The 16642-nt window shown below is 55.6% G+C and carries 18 protein-coding genes; 8 read left to right on the forward strand and 10 right to left on the reverse strand.

Annotation, left to right across the window (positions count from 1 at the left end):
• Nucleotides 1–85 precede the first annotated feature (85 nt).
• The gene (locus SIB88_RS05460; protein WP_412557546.1) at nucleotides 86–925 is read left to right on the forward strand and encodes a substrate-binding periplasmic protein; all 840 of its coding nucleotides are present in this window, start codon (nucleotides 86–88) and stop codon (nucleotides 923–925) included.
• A 74-nt stretch (nucleotides 926–999) separates the two neighbouring features.
• Here SIB88_RS05460 and SIB88_RS05465 read toward each other — a convergent pair whose 3' ends face one another.
• The 4 genes from SIB88_RS05465 to petA form a co-directional block, all read right to left on the reverse strand.
• Nucleotides 1000–1629, reverse strand: coding sequence for a LysE family translocator (locus SIB88_RS05465; RefSeq protein ID WP_412557547.1), 630 nt, complete (start codon nucleotides 1627–1629; stop codon nucleotides 1000–1002).
• A gap of 160 nt (nucleotides 1630–1789) precedes the next feature.
• Nucleotides 1790–2566 (reverse strand): cytochrome c1, encoded by a 777-nt coding sequence (locus tag SIB88_RS05470; protein WP_068518326.1) that lies wholly within the window; start codon nucleotides 2564–2566, stop codon nucleotides 1790–1792.
• Complete coding sequence (locus SIB88_RS05475) at nucleotides 2559–3830, reverse strand: cytochrome b (protein WP_082817765.1); 1272 nt, start codon at nucleotides 3828–3830, stop codon at nucleotides 2559–2561. Before SIB88_RS05475 ends, SIB88_RS05470 begins: the two co-directional genes overlap by 8 nt.
• An 8-nt stretch (nucleotides 3831–3838) precedes the next feature.
• Nucleotides 3839–4390 (reverse strand): ubiquinol-cytochrome c reductase iron-sulfur subunit, encoded by a 552-nt coding sequence (gene petA, locus SIB88_RS05480; RefSeq protein WP_068518324.1) that lies wholly within the window; start codon nucleotides 4388–4390, stop codon nucleotides 3839–3841.
• 394 nt (nucleotides 4391–4784) lie between these two features.
• Between petA and SIB88_RS05485 the strand changes: the two genes are divergently transcribed.
• Both SIB88_RS05485 and hemF read left to right on the forward strand, forming a co-directional pair.
• Nucleotides 4785–5255 carry a tRNA (cytidine(34)-2'-O)-methyltransferase gene (locus SIB88_RS05485; protein ID WP_068518323.1) on the forward strand — a complete coding sequence of 157 codons (471 nt, stop codon included), beginning with the start codon at nucleotides 4785–4787 and terminating at the stop codon, nucleotides 5253–5255.
• Nucleotides 5255–6118, forward strand: coding sequence for an oxygen-dependent coproporphyrinogen oxidase (gene hemF, locus SIB88_RS05490; RefSeq protein ID WP_412557548.1), 864 nt, complete (start codon nucleotides 5255–5257; stop codon nucleotides 6116–6118). Before SIB88_RS05485 ends, hemF begins: the two co-directional genes overlap by 1 nt.
• Before the next feature lie 458 nt (nucleotides 6119–6576).
• Here hemF and SIB88_RS05495 read toward each other — a convergent pair whose 3' ends face one another.
• The gene (locus SIB88_RS05495) at nucleotides 6577–7443 is read right to left on the reverse strand and encodes a hypothetical protein (RefSeq protein ID WP_412557549.1); all 867 of its coding nucleotides are present in this window, start codon (nucleotides 7441–7443) and stop codon (nucleotides 6577–6579) included.
• A 261-nt stretch (nucleotides 7444–7704) separates the two neighbouring features.
• Nucleotides 7705–8643: an AraC family transcriptional regulator gene (locus SIB88_RS05500; protein WP_228196206.1), complete on the reverse strand. Its 939-nt coding sequence runs from the start codon at nucleotides 8641–8643 to the stop codon at nucleotides 7705–7707.
• Nucleotides 8644–8759: 116 nt separating this feature from the next.
• Between SIB88_RS05500 and SIB88_RS05505 the strand changes: the two genes are divergently transcribed.
• On the forward strand, nucleotides 8760–9584 hold the full coding sequence (locus tag SIB88_RS05505; RefSeq protein WP_228196207.1) for an oxidoreductase: 825 nt from the start codon (nucleotides 8760–8762) through the stop codon (nucleotides 9582–9584).
• A 245-nt stretch (nucleotides 9585–9829) separates the two neighbouring features.
• Here SIB88_RS05505 and SIB88_RS05510 read toward each other — a convergent pair whose 3' ends face one another.
• Nucleotides 9830–10480, reverse strand: a complete 651-nt coding sequence (locus SIB88_RS05510) for a glutathione S-transferase family protein (protein WP_412557550.1) — start codon at nucleotides 10478–10480, stop codon at nucleotides 9830–9832.
• A gap of 144 nt (nucleotides 10481–10624) precedes the next feature.
• A complete protein-coding gene (locus SIB88_RS05515; protein WP_068518318.1) occupies nucleotides 10625–11521 on the reverse strand; it encodes a branched-chain amino acid aminotransferase in 897 nt (298 codons plus the stop codon).
• A gap of 113 nt (nucleotides 11522–11634) precedes the next feature.
• Between SIB88_RS05515 and SIB88_RS05520 the strand changes: the two genes are divergently transcribed.
• The 4 genes from SIB88_RS05520 to SIB88_RS05535 all read left to right on the forward strand — a co-directional run bounded on the left by SIB88_RS05520 (nucleotide 11635) and on the right by SIB88_RS05535 (nucleotide 14788).
• Nucleotides 11635–12150: a MarR family winged helix-turn-helix transcriptional regulator gene (locus SIB88_RS05520; protein ID WP_068518317.1), complete on the forward strand. Its 516-nt coding sequence runs from the start codon at nucleotides 11635–11637 to the stop codon at nucleotides 12148–12150.
• A 52-nt stretch (nucleotides 12151–12202) separates the two neighbouring features.
• Nucleotides 12203–12352: a hypothetical protein gene (locus tag SIB88_RS05525; RefSeq protein WP_412557551.1), complete on the forward strand. Its 150-nt coding sequence runs from the start codon at nucleotides 12203–12205 to the stop codon at nucleotides 12350–12352.
• Between the two features lie 321 nt (nucleotides 12353–12673).
• Nucleotides 12674–13402 carry a response regulator gene (locus SIB88_RS05530; RefSeq protein ID WP_101245585.1) on the forward strand — a complete coding sequence of 243 codons (729 nt, stop codon included), beginning with the start codon at nucleotides 12674–12676 and terminating at the stop codon, nucleotides 13400–13402.
• Nucleotides 13403–13453: 51 nt separating this feature from the next.
• On the forward strand, nucleotides 13454–14788 hold the full coding sequence (locus SIB88_RS05535) for an ATP-binding protein (RefSeq protein WP_231856699.1): 1335 nt from the start codon (nucleotides 13454–13456) through the stop codon (nucleotides 14786–14788).
• Between the two features lie 110 nt (nucleotides 14789–14898).
• Here the strand turns inward: SIB88_RS05535 and SIB88_RS05540 are convergent, their stop codons facing one another.
• On the reverse strand, nucleotides 14899–15594 hold the full coding sequence (locus SIB88_RS05540) for a nitroreductase family protein (RefSeq protein ID WP_289078974.1): 696 nt from the start codon (nucleotides 15592–15594) through the stop codon (nucleotides 14899–14901).
• A 256-nt stretch (nucleotides 15595–15850) separates the two neighbouring features.
• On the reverse strand, nucleotides 15851–16534 hold the full coding sequence (locus SIB88_RS05545; protein WP_412557552.1) for a GntR family transcriptional regulator: 684 nt from the start codon (nucleotides 16532–16534) through the stop codon (nucleotides 15851–15853).
• Between the last annotated feature and the right edge of the window lie 108 nt (nucleotides 16535–16642).

The raw sequence follows: 16642 nt of genomic DNA on the forward strand, positions 1-16642 counted from the left end.
TCGGCAATGATCGGCATTGATCTGCAATGATCTGTTACCTCATGACAATTGACAGACCCGTGCAGTCTTCCCCCATAATAGGGGCATGAATTTCAGAAATGCTGTGCAAAATGCTGTCCGCTTTACGGGGTGCATGCTGGTCGGGGCTGTGCTGACCACATCGCTTTGCGCCCGCGCCGAGCCGGTCCAAAGCAGCAATATTCCGCGCACGATTACCCTTTATGCCGAAGACAGCAACCGTCCCTATGCCTATTTTGACGGAACCGGCGCCGAAGGCATCTATGTGCGCATCCTCAAAAAGGCCTTCGCCAGAATGCCGCAATATCATCTCGATATTGTCAGCGTGCCGTTTCGCCGTGGCATGGAATTGCTCAAGGATGGCAAGATCATGGGGTTTTTCCCGCCCTATGCGCGCAAGGACCGCGACTGGATTGACCGCTATTCGATCCCGATCCTGCGTGAAACGGTCGTCGTCCTGTGCAGCAATGATTACGCCCACAGCCACGATCTCAAAGTCTTTCCGCGCGATTTCAAGGATGCCCGTTTTGCCAATAATGCCGGCTATCGACTGGCGGGCGAGGCATTCTTTGACATGGTCGATGCCGGTGACATCACCCTTGAAGAAGCCAACACAACCGCCAGCAACCTGCGTTTTCTGATGGCCGGGCGGGTTGATTGCTATGTCAATGAACGCATGGCCATTCTGGCGGGAATGCGCGAACTTGCCATCGACAAGAACATGGCGCGCCTGTTCAACGAAACCGCCATCATCGGGCAGGAATTCGGCTTTGTCGCCTATGGCCCGGACCCGGATAACCAGTGGCCCTGGCGCGATCAGTTCGCCGATGACCTCGACAAGGCCCTGGCTGACATGCGCAACCAGGGCGAAATAGACCGGCTGGTTGTTGATTATTTCACCTATTAGGTGCCGGTTCGTTCTGCTGTTGCCCGTGCCTGCATTGGCTGCATGATTCGGCTTTCTGCTTTGGTTGTCTCGGCCTAGCGCGCCGAAACCGCAAGCCCGATCCCGAAACTGACAAAGATGCTGCCTGAAATGCGCTGGAACCATTTCTTGCCATTCCCGGTCAGGAACTGGCGCGACCGGGCGGCAAACATCGAATAGGCCATGATCGATGAAAACGACATGATGACAAATGTCGTATCCATGATGGCAAATTGCGAAATCAGCGGCGCATTATGGTCAATGAATAACGGGAACAGCGCGGTAAAGAACGCAATGGCCTTGGGATTGCTTGCCGAAACGATGAAACCCTGAACATAAAGGCGCAAGATACCCGGCGTGCGTTTGGGTTCGGTGCTGTTGACCCCTTCGACGGCGGGCAGTCTGCTGTCGCGCCAGAACTTGATGCCCAGCCAGATCAGATAGCCCGCGCCGACATAATGGATGATCGAAAACAGCACGCCCGATGTCATGATCAGCGCGCCCAGACCCAGTGCGGATAACAACCCCATAAGCCCGGTCCCCGTCACACAGCCCAGCGCCCCGATCAGCGACGCACGCGGGCCGAACCGGATGCTGTTGGTAATGCCCAGCATGATGGCCGGGCCGGGGGTCAGGGTGGCGATAAAGACTGCCAGAAAATAAAGGGCGAATTGATCACTGGTCATGCCGGGGCGCTTTCATTGGGGCGGGCTCGATGCCGAACGCCATTCAATGGCATGGGATAAGCGCGGTCAAATACCATGATTGCGCATCAGATGCGCAAAAACAAACAGGCCATCCGAACGACGGATGGCCTGTTCAAAGGTCTTGGGCAGATGACCGAACTTAATGTTCGATATCGCGCCAGATTTTGCGTTTCACCGCATACAGCATCGCCGTCAGCACGATCAGGAACAGGATGACCTTAAGGCCAAGCTCCTTGCGGGCTTCAAGTTCCGGCTGTGCCGTCCAGTTCAGGAAGGCAACAACGTCACGTGCATGCTGTTCCAGGGTTGCCGGGGTTCCATCGGTATATTCGACCGCTTCATCATAAAGCGGCGGTGCCATGGAAATCTGGTGGCCCGGGAAATAGTGGTTATAGGATTTGCCATCGGAAAGATCGAACCCTTCCGGGGCTTCTTCCTCGTAACCGGTCAGAAGCGCGAACACATAGTCCGGGCCCGCGACACGTGCTTTGGTCATCAGGGACAGATCAGGCGGAATTGCCCCGCCGTTCGAAGCAGCCGCAGCCTTTTCGTTCGGGAACGGAGACGGGAAATAATCCGACGGCTTGCCCGGACGGGTGAACATGTCACCATCGTCATTCGGACCGTCTTCAATGTCATATTCCGCCGCAATCGCCTTGATCTGGTCTTCGTTAAATCCAATGCCTTCAAGGTTGCGGAAGGCAATGAACCGCAGGCTGTGACAACCCGCACAAACGTTTTTATAGACCTGGAAACCACGTTGCAGCTGGGCACGATCATACGTGCCAAACAGACCCTTCCAGCTCCAGTCCTGTGACGGCGGTACCGGGGCGTCCCCGGCAGCCTTGGCTGCGTTACCGGTGAATGCAGTTACCGCGAAGGCGGCAGCAATTGCGGTCAGTGCGAACTTACGCATTTGCACCCTCCTTCAAAACAGACTCACTGATGCTTGCCGGAAGCGGTTTGGTTCTTTCAAGCTTCCCGACCAATGGCATCACAACAAGGAAATGCGCGAAGTAATACAGCGTCGAAAGCTGACCCATCACGATAACCTTAAGACCCGGAATTCCCATGAAATAGTCATCCGGTGCCTTCGCCCCGCAATAGCCGAGGATGAAGGTATCGATCACAAACAGCCAGAAGAACCATTTGTAAACCGGACGGAATTTCGAGCTGCGAACCTTCGAGGTATCAAGCCACGGAATAACGAACAGGATGACGATCGATGCAAACATCGCCAGAACACCAAGCAGCTTTGCCGGGATGCCAAGGATGGTGAAATCGATCGAACGCAGGATCGCATAGAACGGCAGGAAGTACCATTCCGGCACGATGTGCGGCGGGGTTACCAGCGGGTTGGCCGGAATATAGTTGTCCGGGTGGCCAAGGTAATCCGGTGCAAAGAACACAAACGCGCAGAAGAAGATCAGGAACACGCCCAGCCCGAACAGATCCTTGATCGTGTAATACGGGTGGAACGGAATGCTGTCTTGCGGGGTTTTGATTTCAACGCCGGTCGGGTTGTTCGACCGCACACTGTGCAGCGCCCAGACATGCAGGACAACAAGGCCCAGAATGACGAACGGCATCAGATAATGCAGCGAGAAGAACCGGTTCAGCGTCGGGTTATCAACCGAGAAACCGCCCCAAAGCCACGTCACCAGCGGATCGCCAATGATCGGGAAGGCCGAGAACAGGTTGGTAATAACCGTCGCACCCCAGAAGGACATCTGGCCCCAGGGCAGGACATAACCCATGAAAGCAGTCGCCATCATCGCCAGAAGGATCAGGATGCCGATCCACCAAAGCACTTCGCGCGGCGCCTTGTAGGACCCGTAATACAGGCCACGGAAAATATGGATGAAGACACAGATGAAGAACATCGATGCGCCATTCATGTGGATATAGCGGATCAGCCAGCCATGGTTCACATCACGCATGATGCGCTCGACCGACTCAAAGGCCATATCGGTATGCGGGGTATAGTTCATTACCAGGAAAATCCCGGTAAGGATCATCGTCACCAGAACAAAGCCCGCCAGGGAACCGAAGTTCCACATATAGGACAGGTTTTTCGGGGTCGGATATTCGTAAGCGGAATGGTGCAGCATGGAGATTACCGGAAGACGGTCATCAACCCATTTCACCACTTTGTTATTCCATTGAGGTGCGCTCATCATACAGCTCCTTAGCCGATACGGACGGTTGTGTCGGTGAGGAAGGTGTAGGTCGGCACCTCAAGATTCTTCGGCGCAGGACCACGGCGGATACGGCCCGACGTATCATAGTGCGAGCCATGGCACGGACAGTACCAACCATCATAATCGCCACGGGCTTCCCCGGTGGCGGTGCCCATCGGGATGCAACCCAGATGGGTGCATACGCCGACAACAATCAGCCATTCCTTTTTCTCGACACGTGCGTCGTCGGCCTGCGGATCGACCAGCTCGTTCAATGCAACCTCATTGGCTTCATTGATTTCGCGCTCTGTACGATGGCGGATAAAGACCGGTTTGCCTCGCCACATTACCTTGACGGCCTGACCAACCGGGATGTTGGCCAGATTAACCTCGACCGAGGCAAGTGCGAGAACATCTTTGGACGGGTTCATGCTGTCCACGAACGGCCACAACGCAACACCGGTGCCAACGACACCGACGGCAGTGGTCGCCAAGGTCAGGAAATCCCTGCGGTTCTCGTCCGGCTGGTGATCGCCGGATGAATGCACCGTTTGCGACATAATTTATCCCTCTTTCTGCCCCCAAAACAGGCATGTGGATTGCCAAAAGCAAGACTTAGGACATCCTCGTTTGAATTCCCTTGATGAAAATCAAACAATGACGTCACTAAAAGCCTTTAGGCCTGTTTCCGCTCCGTCATACTAACAAAAATTCGGTTTGTTAAGGAGAACTTGGAGTTGCAATTTGTTTGCATTCAATAAGATCATTTGGTTTTGCGGTGCACAATTCGGTAAAACCTAGCGTATTTGCGGGTATCGTGGGCCTTGCGAACCAATGGTTTGGCGCTTTGGTTTTTCTTATTCCAAAAAAGTCTAATAGGGCTATTAACGGGTAATTATATGTCTTCAATGATCTGATTCGACATCGGATCACCAACGATTCTAAAAGTGCGTCATGAGAATTTGTTTATTTGAACCCGACATCCCGCAAAATACCGGAACAATCCTGCGCATGGCGGCCTGTTTCGGATTGCCGGTCGATATTATCGAACCGTGCGGATTTTTGCTGACCTCGGCCGCCCTCAAACGCGCCGGGATGGATTATCTTGGCAAGGCCGATTATATACGCCATGCCGATTGGCGCAGCTTCGTCGAAGCCCGCGATCAGGGCACGGTGCCGGGTCGTCTGGTTCTGCTGACCACCAAGGGGGCCGAACCCTATTGCGATTTCGAATTCCGGCCTGACGATATCCTGATGCTGGGCTCCGAAAGCAAAGGCGTCCCCGATCAGGTCCATAACTATGTCGATGCCCGGGTGGTGATCCCGATGCAGCCCGAAATGCGATCGCTCAATGTGGCGATGGCAACCGCGATGACGCTGGGCGAAGCGCTCCGCCAGACCAACAGCTTTCCAAAGAGGACGTAATGAGCAGCAAGGACGAAACCCTGATCGAAACCCGCAAGAACACCGCAAAGGCGTGGTTCCGTCAGCTGCGCGATGAAATCTGTGCCAGCTTCGAGGCGCTTGAAGACAGCTATGCCGGACCGCTGTCGGACCGTCCGGCCGGGCGGTTTGAACGCACGGTCTGGGAACGCGGCCCGGGCGAGGGCGGCGGTGAAATGTCGGTCATGAAGGGCCGGGTCTTTGAAAAGGTCGGGGTCAATATCTCGACCGTGCATGGCGAATTTTCCGAAAAATTCCGTGCCGAAATTCCCGGTGCGGCCGAAAACCCGAGTTTCTGGGCGGCGGGCATTTCGCTGGTGGCCCATCCCTGTTCGCCCCATGTTCCAGCGGTGCATATGAATACCCGCCATATCGTCACCACCAAGGCATGGTTTGGCGGCGGGGCGGATCTGACCCCGGTCTTCCCGCAAGACGAAGACACCGCCGATTTCCACGGTGCGCTCAAGGCCGCCTGTGATGACCATGGCGATGATTATTACGACCGCTTCAAAAAATGGTGCGATGAATATTTCTGGCTGCCGCACCGCAACGAACCGCGCGGGGTTGGCGGGATTTTCTATGATTATCTCGATGCCGACTGGGATGCGGACTTTGCCTTTACCCGGGATGTCGGCAAGGCATTTCGCGATATCTATCCGAAACTGGTGGCGCGCCATTACAACAAATCCTGGACCGACGAAGACCGTCAGGCACAGCTGGTCAAACGTGGCCGCTATGTCGAATTCAATCTGCTGCACGACCGCGGCACGCGCTTTGGCCTGATGACCGGTGGCAATACCGAAGCCATCCTGATGTCGCTCCCGCCCGAAGCAAAATGGCCCTAAGCAACATGGCCCCAAGCAAACAAAGAAGCCCGAACTAACCAAAGCCATCGGCCAACCCTCGAACGCAGCGATCAAGACGATCAAGATAATCAAGGCATCACGCCCGCTGCGTTCGCTTCGGCGCCACACCGGCACTGGCACCACACCGGCACTGGCGCCACAACGGCACCAGCCCCAGCTCTAGCTCTAGCTCTAGCTCCGACCCGAACCCCGCTCCATCACGGCAAAAGCCGGGCCGGGGACATAGCCAGAGTCAGAATGAGGACAAAGGCAATTGCAAAGGTCGTGGAAATGCCGAAAGCCACGGCAACGGCAACGGCAACGGCAACGGCAACGGCAACGGCAACGGCAAGGGAGGGGAAGGCAAGGCAAGGCAAGGCAAGGCAAGGAGGCTAGACAAGGCAAAGCTTGCCTAGCCATACGACGGCCTGTTCGCTTTGTCGCGGATGGCAGTGGCGCTACTGGGTGGAAACGGCCGGGGCTGCGGGCTTGGTCGTTGCGTGCGGGCTGTTCAGGTTGTGCCAGTTCTCGACCGCCGGGTTGATGACGCCGTTATTGACCAGACAGCGGTGGATAAAGCCGTTATCGCGCATCACACGGATCCCGCGATCGAGTGCGGCAACGACTTTGTTGGCGTCTTCAAGCTGGTCAGACACCATGAAATGCTGGGTTGCCGGCAGCGACACCTTGATCCCGGTGATCGGGTAAAGCCAGATCCCGTCAATCTCGCGGCCCATATCTTCCTGTGACGAGAATTCAAGCAATGTGAAATCGGCCCGTCCGGCATCAATCAGCGAAAACATTTGTCTGGTTGTCGCCGCACTGATCAGGCTTGCAACCGGCAGGCTTTCAAGAACCTGCCAGTCCAGTCGCCAGGTGCGAATGCCGACCGCGCGCAATGTCCCGATATCTTCGAGTGTTTCTGGCAGATCATCCGCCATAAATCCCGGGCGGGCGTAAAGGCCCTTTTCGATTTCGCCTGACTGAAACAGCGGGGCGGTTTTAAGCGCCCCTTCCGCCGGGGAAATATTGAACACCCAGTCGGTTTTGACATCGGCAATGCCGGCCTGGATCATTTTGCGGCTGCGTTCGGAATTGGGGGACTGCACCGGCACGACCTCGGCTTTGATCCCGCCGGCCGTCAGGGCCTCGCGCAGCAATGTGTAATTCATCAGTGACAGGTTGGACTGCCCCGGAATCCGGCATTTCCGACAGTCTTCCGACCCGCTGTTGATACAGGCTTCCACACCCGCGATATCGGCCTGTTTGACCGGAATGCGGATGGTCTGGATATGTTCTGGCGGTTTGGCGTCGGCACCGGACACGGACGCGAAAAACCATGCAGCTATGCCCAACACAGACTGCCTGAACCGCATGACGTTCCCTCATTCTCTTTTGTTCTTTATAAATTAGTTTTACCGTAACCAACGGTAAAATACTATCCGAAAGTATTATTCCAAATGGTTGGGTGTGAAGTACGCAACACGCACACATCTCCGGCCAACAGCCTCAGACCATTAGCACAGCACAACGCCCAAAACCCACCCCGGCAAATCATCCCAAAATCCGAAATCCGTCCCGATCCCTTAATCGAATTTGGCAGGCATGTGCGAATGATCGTGCGGCAGTTCCCCGAGATGCTGCTTCATCCATCTGACTTCCTCGGATGCGGTTTTGCCAAAGTGGCGTTTGAATTCCCGACTGAATTGCGACGTGCTGAGATAACCGACCGTGTTGGCAACCTCTGCAACCGTCTGGCCTTGGCGTGCCAGCAACAGGCGTGCCTCATGAAGCCTCATGGATTTGATGTATTGGCCGGGGCTGCTGCCAAGGAGCCGCCGAAAATATGCGTGATAGGATGGCACGCTCATCCCTGCTTGGGATGCCAGGTCGGAAATCGATATCGGCTTGGTGAAATTCTCGCGCAGATAGCCAAGGCTGCGCATAATCCTTCCTGTGTTGCCACGTTGGGTCAGCGCCGCAATCATGTTGCTGCCTTGCGGGCCGCTCAAAATGCGGAAATACAATTCCCGCAACAGGCCATCGCCGAGGACGGCCGTTTCGACCGGGCTTTGCAGGGCGGTCAGCAACCTGCGCAGAACATCCTGTATTTCACCATCTATTTTGGTCGAGATCAGCGTTTCAGCATCCGCCATCGCGGTGTTTTGAGCCCCGTGCTGTTCAAGCGTGCTAATCACTTCAGCCAGCAGCCGCATGTCAAAATCAAGATATATGGCAAGCAATGGGCGCTCCGGACTGGCGGCAGACTCCATGCGAAAAGGCACAGGGACCGCGACGGCCAGATAATGCTCCTCGTCATATACAAAGACATCGCCATCAAGAATGCCGCGTTTGCTGCCCTGACAGACAAAGACGACGCCAGGCTGATACAGCACCGGAACATTGTGCAGCACGCTTTCACTGCGCAACAGGCGCAGGCCTTTGATCGGCTGCTGGTTATAGCCCTCTTTGGGGGCAAGTGCCGCGGCGAGTTCGGCAAGGTTGGCGGTCGGGCGTTCGGTCATTGCGGTCATTCATAGGATTAGGCATTAAACTTAGCGTATCTGGCGTGTATTTCAGCTCGATTTGATAATATTTGACAATTTGTCATCTTATCAAGTCAATGAAAGGATCACGTCTTATGATCAAGCGCTTTTTCATAACCGGTGCTAATTCCGGTTTCGGGTTTGCCATCGCCAAAGCAGCCCTTGATGCAGGCCATATTGTGATTGGCACCGTGCGTTCGGACGTCGCCCGTGCTTACCTGAAGTCTGAGCTGCCCGGTCTTTCTCCGGTGCAGATGGATGTCACCGATTTCGATGCCATTCCGGACATTGTCGCGACGGCCGAACATGATTTCGGTCCTGTTGACGTTTTGATCAACAACGCTGGCTACGGCCATGAAGGCGTTCTGGAAGAATCCCCGCTTGATGAAATGCGTCGGCAATTTGACGTCAATGTCTTTGGTGCGACTGCGGTGGCCAAGGCATTCTTGTCGCGTTTCCGTCAACGCCGTTCCGGTTCCATCGTCAATATCACGTCCATGGGTGGGTTGATAACCATGCCGGGTATTGCCTATTACTGTGGCAGCAAATTCGCCCTTCAGGGGATTTCAGAAGTGATGCGCGCTGAAATGGCACCTTTTGGTGTGCATGTCACAGCGGTTTGTCCCGGTTCATTCAGAACCGACTGGGCAGGGCGGTCGATGGTACGAACAGATCGGTCAATCCCGGATTATGACACCCTGTTCGAACCGATCCGAAAGGCGCGTCTGGAAAAAAGCGGCAAACAATTGGGCAACCCCGACAAGCTGGCGCTGGCCGTGCTTGAACTGGTCAAAATGGATAACCCGCCCGCGCAGTTGTTGTTGGGCAGTGATGCCTATCAGTTGGTATCCGATAAACTGAACCGCATGCAGGACGAAATCGCCCGATACAAGGATTTGACCATCTCGACAGATGGCTAGATATCAAGTCCGACGGATCGCACATTGACAGAAAGGCACCATTCTCCCGCGCTGGGGGATCGTGCCTTTCCTTCTTTCTGTGGCTCTTGCCTCCTGCCTCCTGCCAGCCAGGGCCATGGCAGAATGCCTCGTTTACGCGTGCTGAATGCAGGGGGGGCTTGTGCGACGCCGGTCGCGCTGGGGAGATGTTATATTGTGTGAGGAATTGAAATCCTGATTGTCCAATTGATTACAGGTGCTTACGCCTAATCATGGGTTTGGCCGCTAAAGGTGGTTCGGGTCATGGATGGGCGGGCGCGGAAATCCTCATACCATTTGCTCAGGGTCGGGCGGCCGGTTTGGAAGTCGACCAGATCGCGAAAGGTGATCCAGTCAAGTCCGGTGGCAAGGGCAATATGGCCGATGGTGATCGGGTGTTGGGGATCAAGATTTGCTTCGAGATAGTCGAAGGTTTCGATCAGTTTGGCTTTCTGTCCGTCGGCCAGGGGCGGATAGCGTAAAGGTTCCGGGCGGCGCGCGGTTTCCCAGCGATACAGCACCCCGGCATCGCACATGCCTTGTGCCAGGGCATGCAAACGCAAGGCATGCAGCCGTTTTGGCATCTTGTGGGGGATCAGCTTGCGCCCGCCATGCAGCCGGTCGAGATAGTCACAAATCACCAGTGAATCATAAAGCGCCATGCCATCAGGCAGAACGAGAACCGGCACCTTGCCCAGCGGATTGGCGGCAAAGATCGCATCATTGCGATTGGTCGGGCTGGTTTCGTGATGGATGACCTCAAGCCGGTTTCGCAGGCCCGCCTCGATGGCAAAGACCAGTACCTTGCGGGCAAAGGGCGAGTGGGTCTGATACAGAAACTGGTGGTCGGGTTTTAAATCATCAGACTTTTGGGGCATCGATTTCGGCCTTGGCTGGGGGCTGCGTGCTGGAATGCGACTTAGCCATGCGGTTTGGCGGCGGGCAATAAAAAACCCGGCCCATCAGGACCGGGTTGATTATTTGGCAAAATTTAATAATCGGTGCGATTATTAAATGCAGACTTACTCGGCGGCGACAGCAGCTTTTTCGCCACGGACCAGCGCCATGTAATCTTCCATCAGCGTCTTGCAGACGGTGGCCGGGGTGAATTTGTACTGGCCGATTTCGGCAACCGGGGTGACTTCAGCCGCGGTGCCGGTCAGGAAGCATTCTTCGAAATCTGCCATTTCTTCGGGCATGATGGTCCGTTCAATGACTTCATAACCGCGCGCTTTGGCAAGGCCGATCACGGTACGGCGGGTGATGCCATCCAGGAAGCAATCCGGGGTCGGGGTATGGATTTTGCCATCCTTGACAAAGAAGACGTTCGCACCGGTCGCCTCGGCGACATGACCGCGGTAATCAAGCAGCAGGGCATCGGCATAACCCTTGCGCTCTGCCTCGTGCTTGGACAGGGTGCAGATCATGTAAAGACCGGCTGCCTTGGCATTGGTCGGCGCGGTGTTCGGTGCCGGACGGGCCCATTTCGACAGGTCAAGGCGGATGCCCTTAAGACGTTCTTCCGGTGCGAAATAGCTCGGCCATTCCCAGCAGGCAATCGCCACATTGATGCGGGTCGACTGGGCGGAAACGCCCATCATTTCACTGCCACGCCAGGCAATACGACGGATATAGCCTTCGGTAATGTTGTTGGCAGCAAGGGTTTCGATGACCGCATCATCAAGTTCCTTGGCGCCATAGGGGATCTTCATATCCAGGATTTCACCGGACTTGATCAGGCGTTCGCCATGTTCAGCCAGCTTGAAGACCTTGCCATTGTAGCAACGTTCACCTTCAAAAACCGCACTGCCATAATGGACAGCGTGGCTCAGCACGTGCAAAGTGCTTTCACGCCAAGGTTTTAGTTCACCATTATACCAGATAAAACCATCACGGTTATCGAAGGTTGGAGTCGTCATTTGCCAAATTCCAATTCAAAATCGTTCCTGGACGTAACTTTATGTCCTTATTTGTCTGGTCGAAGTAACATTCATAGATTAATATGTCAATAAAACTGACTTAACGGATAAGCATGGCAGATATCTCTACACGTAAAGTCAATCCGCTTTTCCTGCGGGAAGAAGAGCTTAGGCAGGGCATCGAATTGCTGTTCTATGCCTATCGCGATTTCACCGCGGTCGCGGACCAGATGCTTGAGCAATATAATTTCGGGCGCGCCCATCACCGGGTCATTTATTTCGTCAGCCGCAATCCCGGAATTACTGTCAGTGATCTGTTGTCGATTCTGAAAATCACCAAACAGTCGCTGTCACGCGTGCTGGGCCAGCTGGTGCGCGAAGGGTTCATCGAACAGCGCACCGGATTGCAGGACCGCAGACAGCGTTTGCTGACCCTGACCGAAAAGGGGGAGGCGCTTGAACGCGAACTGACCGAAAAGCAGCGCGCCCTGATTGCAGCGGCCTATCGCGAAGCGGGGGCAGAATCGGTCGAAGGGTTCCGCAAGGTGATGCTTGGCATGCTGGGCGAGGAAGACCGCAAGCGGTTCGGCGACGACGGCCCGACCGGATTGCGCCAGCGCGCCGGTTAAAAACGCGCCGGTTAAAAAGCCGCTGCTTGCGGCGGGCAAGTTCCGGTGGCCGATGCTTGATCTTGATCTTGATCTTGATCTTGATCTTGATCTTGGTCTTGGTGCTGATCCTGATCCTGATGGTTCTGTTCGCGGGGCCCTAAGGCGGATGCCCTATAGCGGACGCCCTGTGGTGGATGTTGGGGGCTTGTGTCGGGCCTGACGGCGGTGGAAGCGCCCCGGCGGTATGGCCGCATCCCAATTATGGCCGTGTCGCAGCCGCGTCCCAGTCGTATCACAGTCGGATTATAGCCGCGTCGTGGATGGGGATCGCGTCGGGATGGCGGGGCGTTGCGCCGATGTTTGATCCGCAAAACTCAATTACGCCATATATTGATATATAAAGTGTCTTGCGTCAGTGGCGCGGGGCACTTTATTGCATGGTTCCATGGTCTTGGCGCCTTGATCCTTACGCTTTTGAAACACTTTATCGCCAAGTTACTGGGCATTGAATGAGATTGATCTCGATCGTTGGGGGCCTGCAATGACTGGTGCTGATCAGCCACATATTCTGGTGGTCGATGATGATGATCGCCTGCGTGATTTGCTGACCCGCTATCTTGGTGAAAACGGGTTTTCGGTCTCGGCTGCGAGGGATGCGGCCCATGCACGGGCAAGCCTGGCCGGGCTGCAATTTGATCTGATCGTTCTTGATGTCCTGATGCCCGGTGAAAAGGGTGTTGATCTTGCGCGCAGCCTGCGCGAATCAGGATCGAAAGTACCGATCCTTTTGCTTACCGCCCTGTCGGAAACCGAGGACCGGATTGCCGGGCTTGAAGCCGGGGTTGATGATTATCTGGCCAAACCGTTCGAGCCGCGCGAGCTGGTTCTGCGGATCGAGGCGATCCTGCGCCGTTACGGGGAACAGCCCGAACCGGTCGAACCGGCCACAGAGATTGCCCGATCCGATATTGTATGTTTTGGTCGCTTCAGCTTTGATCTTGGTAAAATGACGCTGCAATGCGAGGGCGAGCATGTCTATCTGACAACCGCCGAGCAGGCGTTGTTGGCTGCCCTGATCAAGCGGCGTGGACAAACCACGTCACGCGAACAACTTCATGAAATGATCAGCGGCAATGCCGTTGATCCGGCGGCGTCGCGCAGTATCGATGTGCAGGTGACCCGTCTTCGTCGCAAATTCGAAGAAGACCCGAAACAACCAAGATACTTGCAGACTGTACGTGGTCGGGGCTATGTCCTTTATGCCGATTGAACAAGATCCGAGAACGAGACGGTAGTGCTGAAATGAACAGGGAATTGCACTGTGGGTAGTGAACAAAAAAGCCCGATCAAGTCATTGATGCCGACGGGCCTTTTGGGGCGGTCGTTGCTGATTCTGATGACGCCGATGCTGTTGCTGCAAATCGTCACCGTTCTGATCTTTTTCGAACGTCACTGGGATACGGTTGCCCGCCAGCTCAGCCGCGGGCTTGCAGGCGATGTTGCCTATGTCATTGACTATCTGAACGAATATCCCGACGAGGATCACTATCGTTCCCTGCAGCATTCCGCGCGAGCGCATATGCAGCTTGATATCGTTTTCGAACCGAACGAAATTCTGGGCGAGCAAACACTCGATCCCCCGCTTGGACTGGTGTCGGAGGAACTGTTTGTCGCGCTGAGCGAACGGGTGCAGCGGCCATTTTATTTCAATCTTGATCTGGATAACCGCCGCCTGGAAATCCGGGTACAGTTCAAGGAAGGTGTCCTGTCGATCGTTGCACCACGCAAACGGCTTTACAGTTCGACGACCTATATCTTCTTTATGTGGATCGCCGGTTCTGCGCTGATCCTTTACGGGGTTGCCGTGATCTTCATGCGCAATCAGGTGCGGCCGATCCGCCGTCTGGCCAAGGCTGCCGATCAGTTCGGCCGCGGGGTCGAGGTTGGCGATTTCAAACCCGAAGGGGCAGCCGAAGTCCGGATGGCGGCAACGTCGTTTATGTCGATGCGTGACCGCATTGCCCGCCATCTGTCGCAGAGGACCGCACTTCTGGCCGGGGTGTCGCATGACTTGCGGACACCACTGACACGCATGAAGCTTGAACTTGCCATGCAGCAATCATCGCCCGGTGTCGATGCCCTGAAACAGGATGTGATCGATATGGAGCGCATGGTTGATGCCTATCTGGCATTCGCGCGCGGGGAAGAAGGCGAAAAGGCCGAGACAACCGATATCGGCAAGCTTTTGACCGATCAGGTCGGCGAGGCCCTTCGCGACGGGCAGCAGATCGATCTTCATATCGAAGACAGTCTGGAAATGGATGTGCGACCGCAATCCCTGCGCCGCTGCATTTCCAATATCATGTCCAATGCCGGGCGTTATGCCAACAATCTGTCGGTCCGCGCCGGTCGTCGAGGTCAGGATTATGAGATCGTGTTTGATGATGACGGGCCGGGCATCCCGGCCGAAAAGCGCGAAGAAGTCTTCAAACCGTTTTACCGGCTTGAGGAATCGCGCAATCAGGCCACCGGCGGGGTCGGGCTTGGCATGACCATCGCACGTGACTCCGCGCGCGGCCATGGCGGTGATGTGTATCTTGAAGATGCGCCGGGCGGTGGCCTTCGTGTACGTCTGGTGCTGCCGATCGGCAATTGATCGCGCAATAGCAAAGCAAAAGCCCCGCCAGATTGCGGGGCTTTTTTGTTGCCAGATCCTTGCCGGTTTCAGGTATGCGGCAGATGGTGCAATCACTGGGAATGGCGCGCTTAAAAGAATGTCGCGATTTCCGACAGGTCCTTTTTCTCGGTCGCGTGGGCCGGGATGGTGGCGTCGGATGCGGGATAGCCGGTGACAAGCAGGATATAGGGTTTGTTGTGATCGGGGCGGCCACAGATTTCGGTCAGGAAGCTCATCGGGTTTGGCGTGTGGGTCAGGGTGGCAAGACCGGCACGATGCAGGGCGGCAATCAGAAAACCGGTGGCGATGGAAACGGATTCCGGTACGTAATAGTTCTTGCGCAACTTGCCATCGGCAGAGGTGCTTTTGCGTTCGCCAAAGATACAAATCAGCCAGGGTGCGGTTTCAAGGAACGGTTTGCTGTCATCGGTTCCCAGCGGTTTGAGGGCATCAAGCCATTCTTCGCCAGCGCGGCCTTCGTAAAAGGCGCGTTCTTCTTCCTCGGCAGCAAGACGGATTTGCTTTTTCATCGCCGGGTCGCCGATTACCGAGAAATGCCAGGGCTGATGATTGGCGCCATTCGGTGCGGTTCCAGCGGCGCGAATGCAGGTTTCAATAATGTCGCGCGGCACCGGGCGGTCGGAAAAATCGCGGACGGTATGGCGCGTTTTGATGTCGTTATAAAAGGCCTGCGCCCGGGCCCGCATGTCGGCAATGTCATATTCCCGATAGTCGGGCAGGGGGATCGGCACAAATTCGGTAGTGAGTTTCTTGGCGGCAGACATGACGCTTCCTGAAATGTTGTTAGTTTAAATTGTCAGACAATCGTAAATGTGATGGTCAGAGCCAGCAAGCGATAAAATATGCCTTGCCTTGCCTTGCCTTGCCTTGCCTTGCCGTGCCGTGCCGTGCCGTGCCGTGCCGTGCCGTGCCGTGCTGGGAAGGGGATGCTATGGGATGTGAGAGCCGCACCCGTTCTGTTGTCAGTGCAGGTGGGTGGATGAAGTATTGGAGGCTGGTTTTTCGAATGCCGCGCGGCAGTCAGTCGGACGCCGGGGCGGCGAAATGGTCATCTGACAGGGCCTGGACCAGCTGTCTGGATTGATCGATATGGTCGATCATGATGGTTTCGGCCTGTTTGGCGTCATTGACCCTTACGGCTTCGAGCAACTGGCGGTGGGCGGCATTGGTTGCCAGGACCTTTTCATCGGCAACCAGAACCCGAAATTGCAGCCAATAGACATTGTTGGCGATCCGGCGAAGCTGTTCACGGAGCAATTCATTCCTGCTGACATCGGCAAACAGCATGTGAAAGGCAAGGTTATGGCGCGACATGGCATTGAGGTCACGCGATGCTTCGGCCGCATCAAGCGCGGTCTGGATGGTTTCAAGCGGTGTGATCGCCGATGCAAGGACCGGGGTTGCCAGACGGACAGCCAATCCTTCAAGCGCGCCGCGCACGGTGAAAAGATCATCAACCTCGCGCCTTGTCATGTGGCGAACACTGACCCCACGATAGGGCTGGGATAACAGCAGGCCGTCCGAGCTGAGCTGACGGAAGGCTTCGCGTACCGAGGGGCGGCTGACATTGAGCTTTTTGGCAAAATCGATTTCCGTCAGCCGTTGTCCGGGCACCAGACGTCCTTCGCGGATGGCGCTGGTAATCGCATCCGCGATTTGCTGAACAGTCAGCGGGTCGGAGTTTCCGGCAACGGATTGCGTCATATATCACCGCATTGAGATGTATCATTGTGTCGCCGCAAGGCAGGGTATATCAAGCCTGCAGAATATCTTGCCAAGCGGGTTCAGTCTGCATACTGTGCCTGATTGTCA

Source organism: Thalassospira sp. MIT121401 (assembly GCF_047125595.1).
Taxonomy (GTDB): Bacteria; Pseudomonadota; Alphaproteobacteria; order Rhodospirillales; family Thalassospiraceae; genus Thalassospira; species Thalassospira povalilytica.

What these genes read in the sequence shown, in the direction of transcription:
- hemF (WP_412557548.1), top strand. Translation starts at nt 5,255, where the DNA reads ATGAGCAGCAAGGACGAAACCCTGATCGAAACCCGCAAGAACACCGCA.
- SIB88_RS05540 (WP_289078974.1), bottom strand. Translation starts at nt 15,594, where the DNA reads ATGTCTGCCGCCAAGAAACTCACTACCGAATTTGTGCCGATCCCCCTG.
- SIB88_RS05470 (WP_068518326.1), bottom strand. Translation starts at nt 2,566, where the DNA reads ATGCGTAAGTTCGCACTGACCGCAATTGCTGCCGCCTTCGCGGTAACT.
- SIB88_RS05475 (WP_082817765.1), bottom strand. Translation starts at nt 3,830, where the DNA reads ATGATGAGCGCACCTCAATGGAATAACAAAGTGGTGAAATGGGTTGAT.
- SIB88_RS05545 (WP_412557552.1), bottom strand. Translation starts at nt 16,534, where the DNA reads ATGACGCAATCCGTTGCCGGAAACTCCGACCCGCTGACTGTTCAGCAA.
- SIB88_RS05465 (WP_412557547.1), bottom strand. Translation starts at nt 1,629, where the DNA reads ATGACCAGTGATCAATTCGCCCTTTATTTTCTGGCAGTCTTTATCGCC.
- SIB88_RS05505 (WP_228196207.1), top strand. Translation starts at nt 8,760, where the DNA reads ATGATCAAGCGCTTTTTCATAACCGGTGCTAATTCCGGTTTCGGGTTT.
- SIB88_RS05460 (WP_412557546.1), top strand. Translation starts at nt 86, where the DNA reads ATGAATTTCAGAAATGCTGTGCAAAATGCTGTCCGCTTTACGGGGTGC.
- SIB88_RS05530 (WP_101245585.1), top strand. Translation starts at nt 12,674, where the DNA reads ATGACTGGTGCTGATCAGCCACATATTCTGGTGGTCGATGATGATGAT.
- SIB88_RS05515 (WP_068518318.1), bottom strand. Translation starts at nt 11,521, where the DNA reads ATGACGACTCCAACCTTCGATAACCGTGATGGTTTTATCTGGTATAAT.
- SIB88_RS05485 (WP_068518323.1), top strand. Translation starts at nt 4,785, where the DNA reads ATGAGAATTTGTTTATTTGAACCCGACATCCCGCAAAATACCGGAACA.
- SIB88_RS05520 (WP_068518317.1), top strand. Translation starts at nt 11,635, where the DNA reads ATGGCAGATATCTCTACACGTAAAGTCAATCCGCTTTTCCTGCGGGAA.
- SIB88_RS05510 (WP_412557550.1), bottom strand. Translation starts at nt 10,480, where the DNA reads ATGCCCCAAAAGTCTGATGATTTAAAACCCGACCACCAGTTTCTGTAT.
- SIB88_RS05500 (WP_228196206.1), bottom strand. Translation starts at nt 8,643, where the DNA reads ATGACCGAACGCCCGACCGCCAACCTTGCCGAACTCGCCGCGGCACTT.
- petA (WP_068518324.1), bottom strand. Translation starts at nt 4,390, where the DNA reads ATGTCGCAAACGGTGCATTCATCCGGCGATCACCAGCCGGACGAGAAC.
- SIB88_RS05525 (WP_412557551.1), top strand. Translation starts at nt 12,203, where the DNA reads ATGCTTGATCTTGATCTTGATCTTGATCTTGATCTTGATCTTGGTCTT.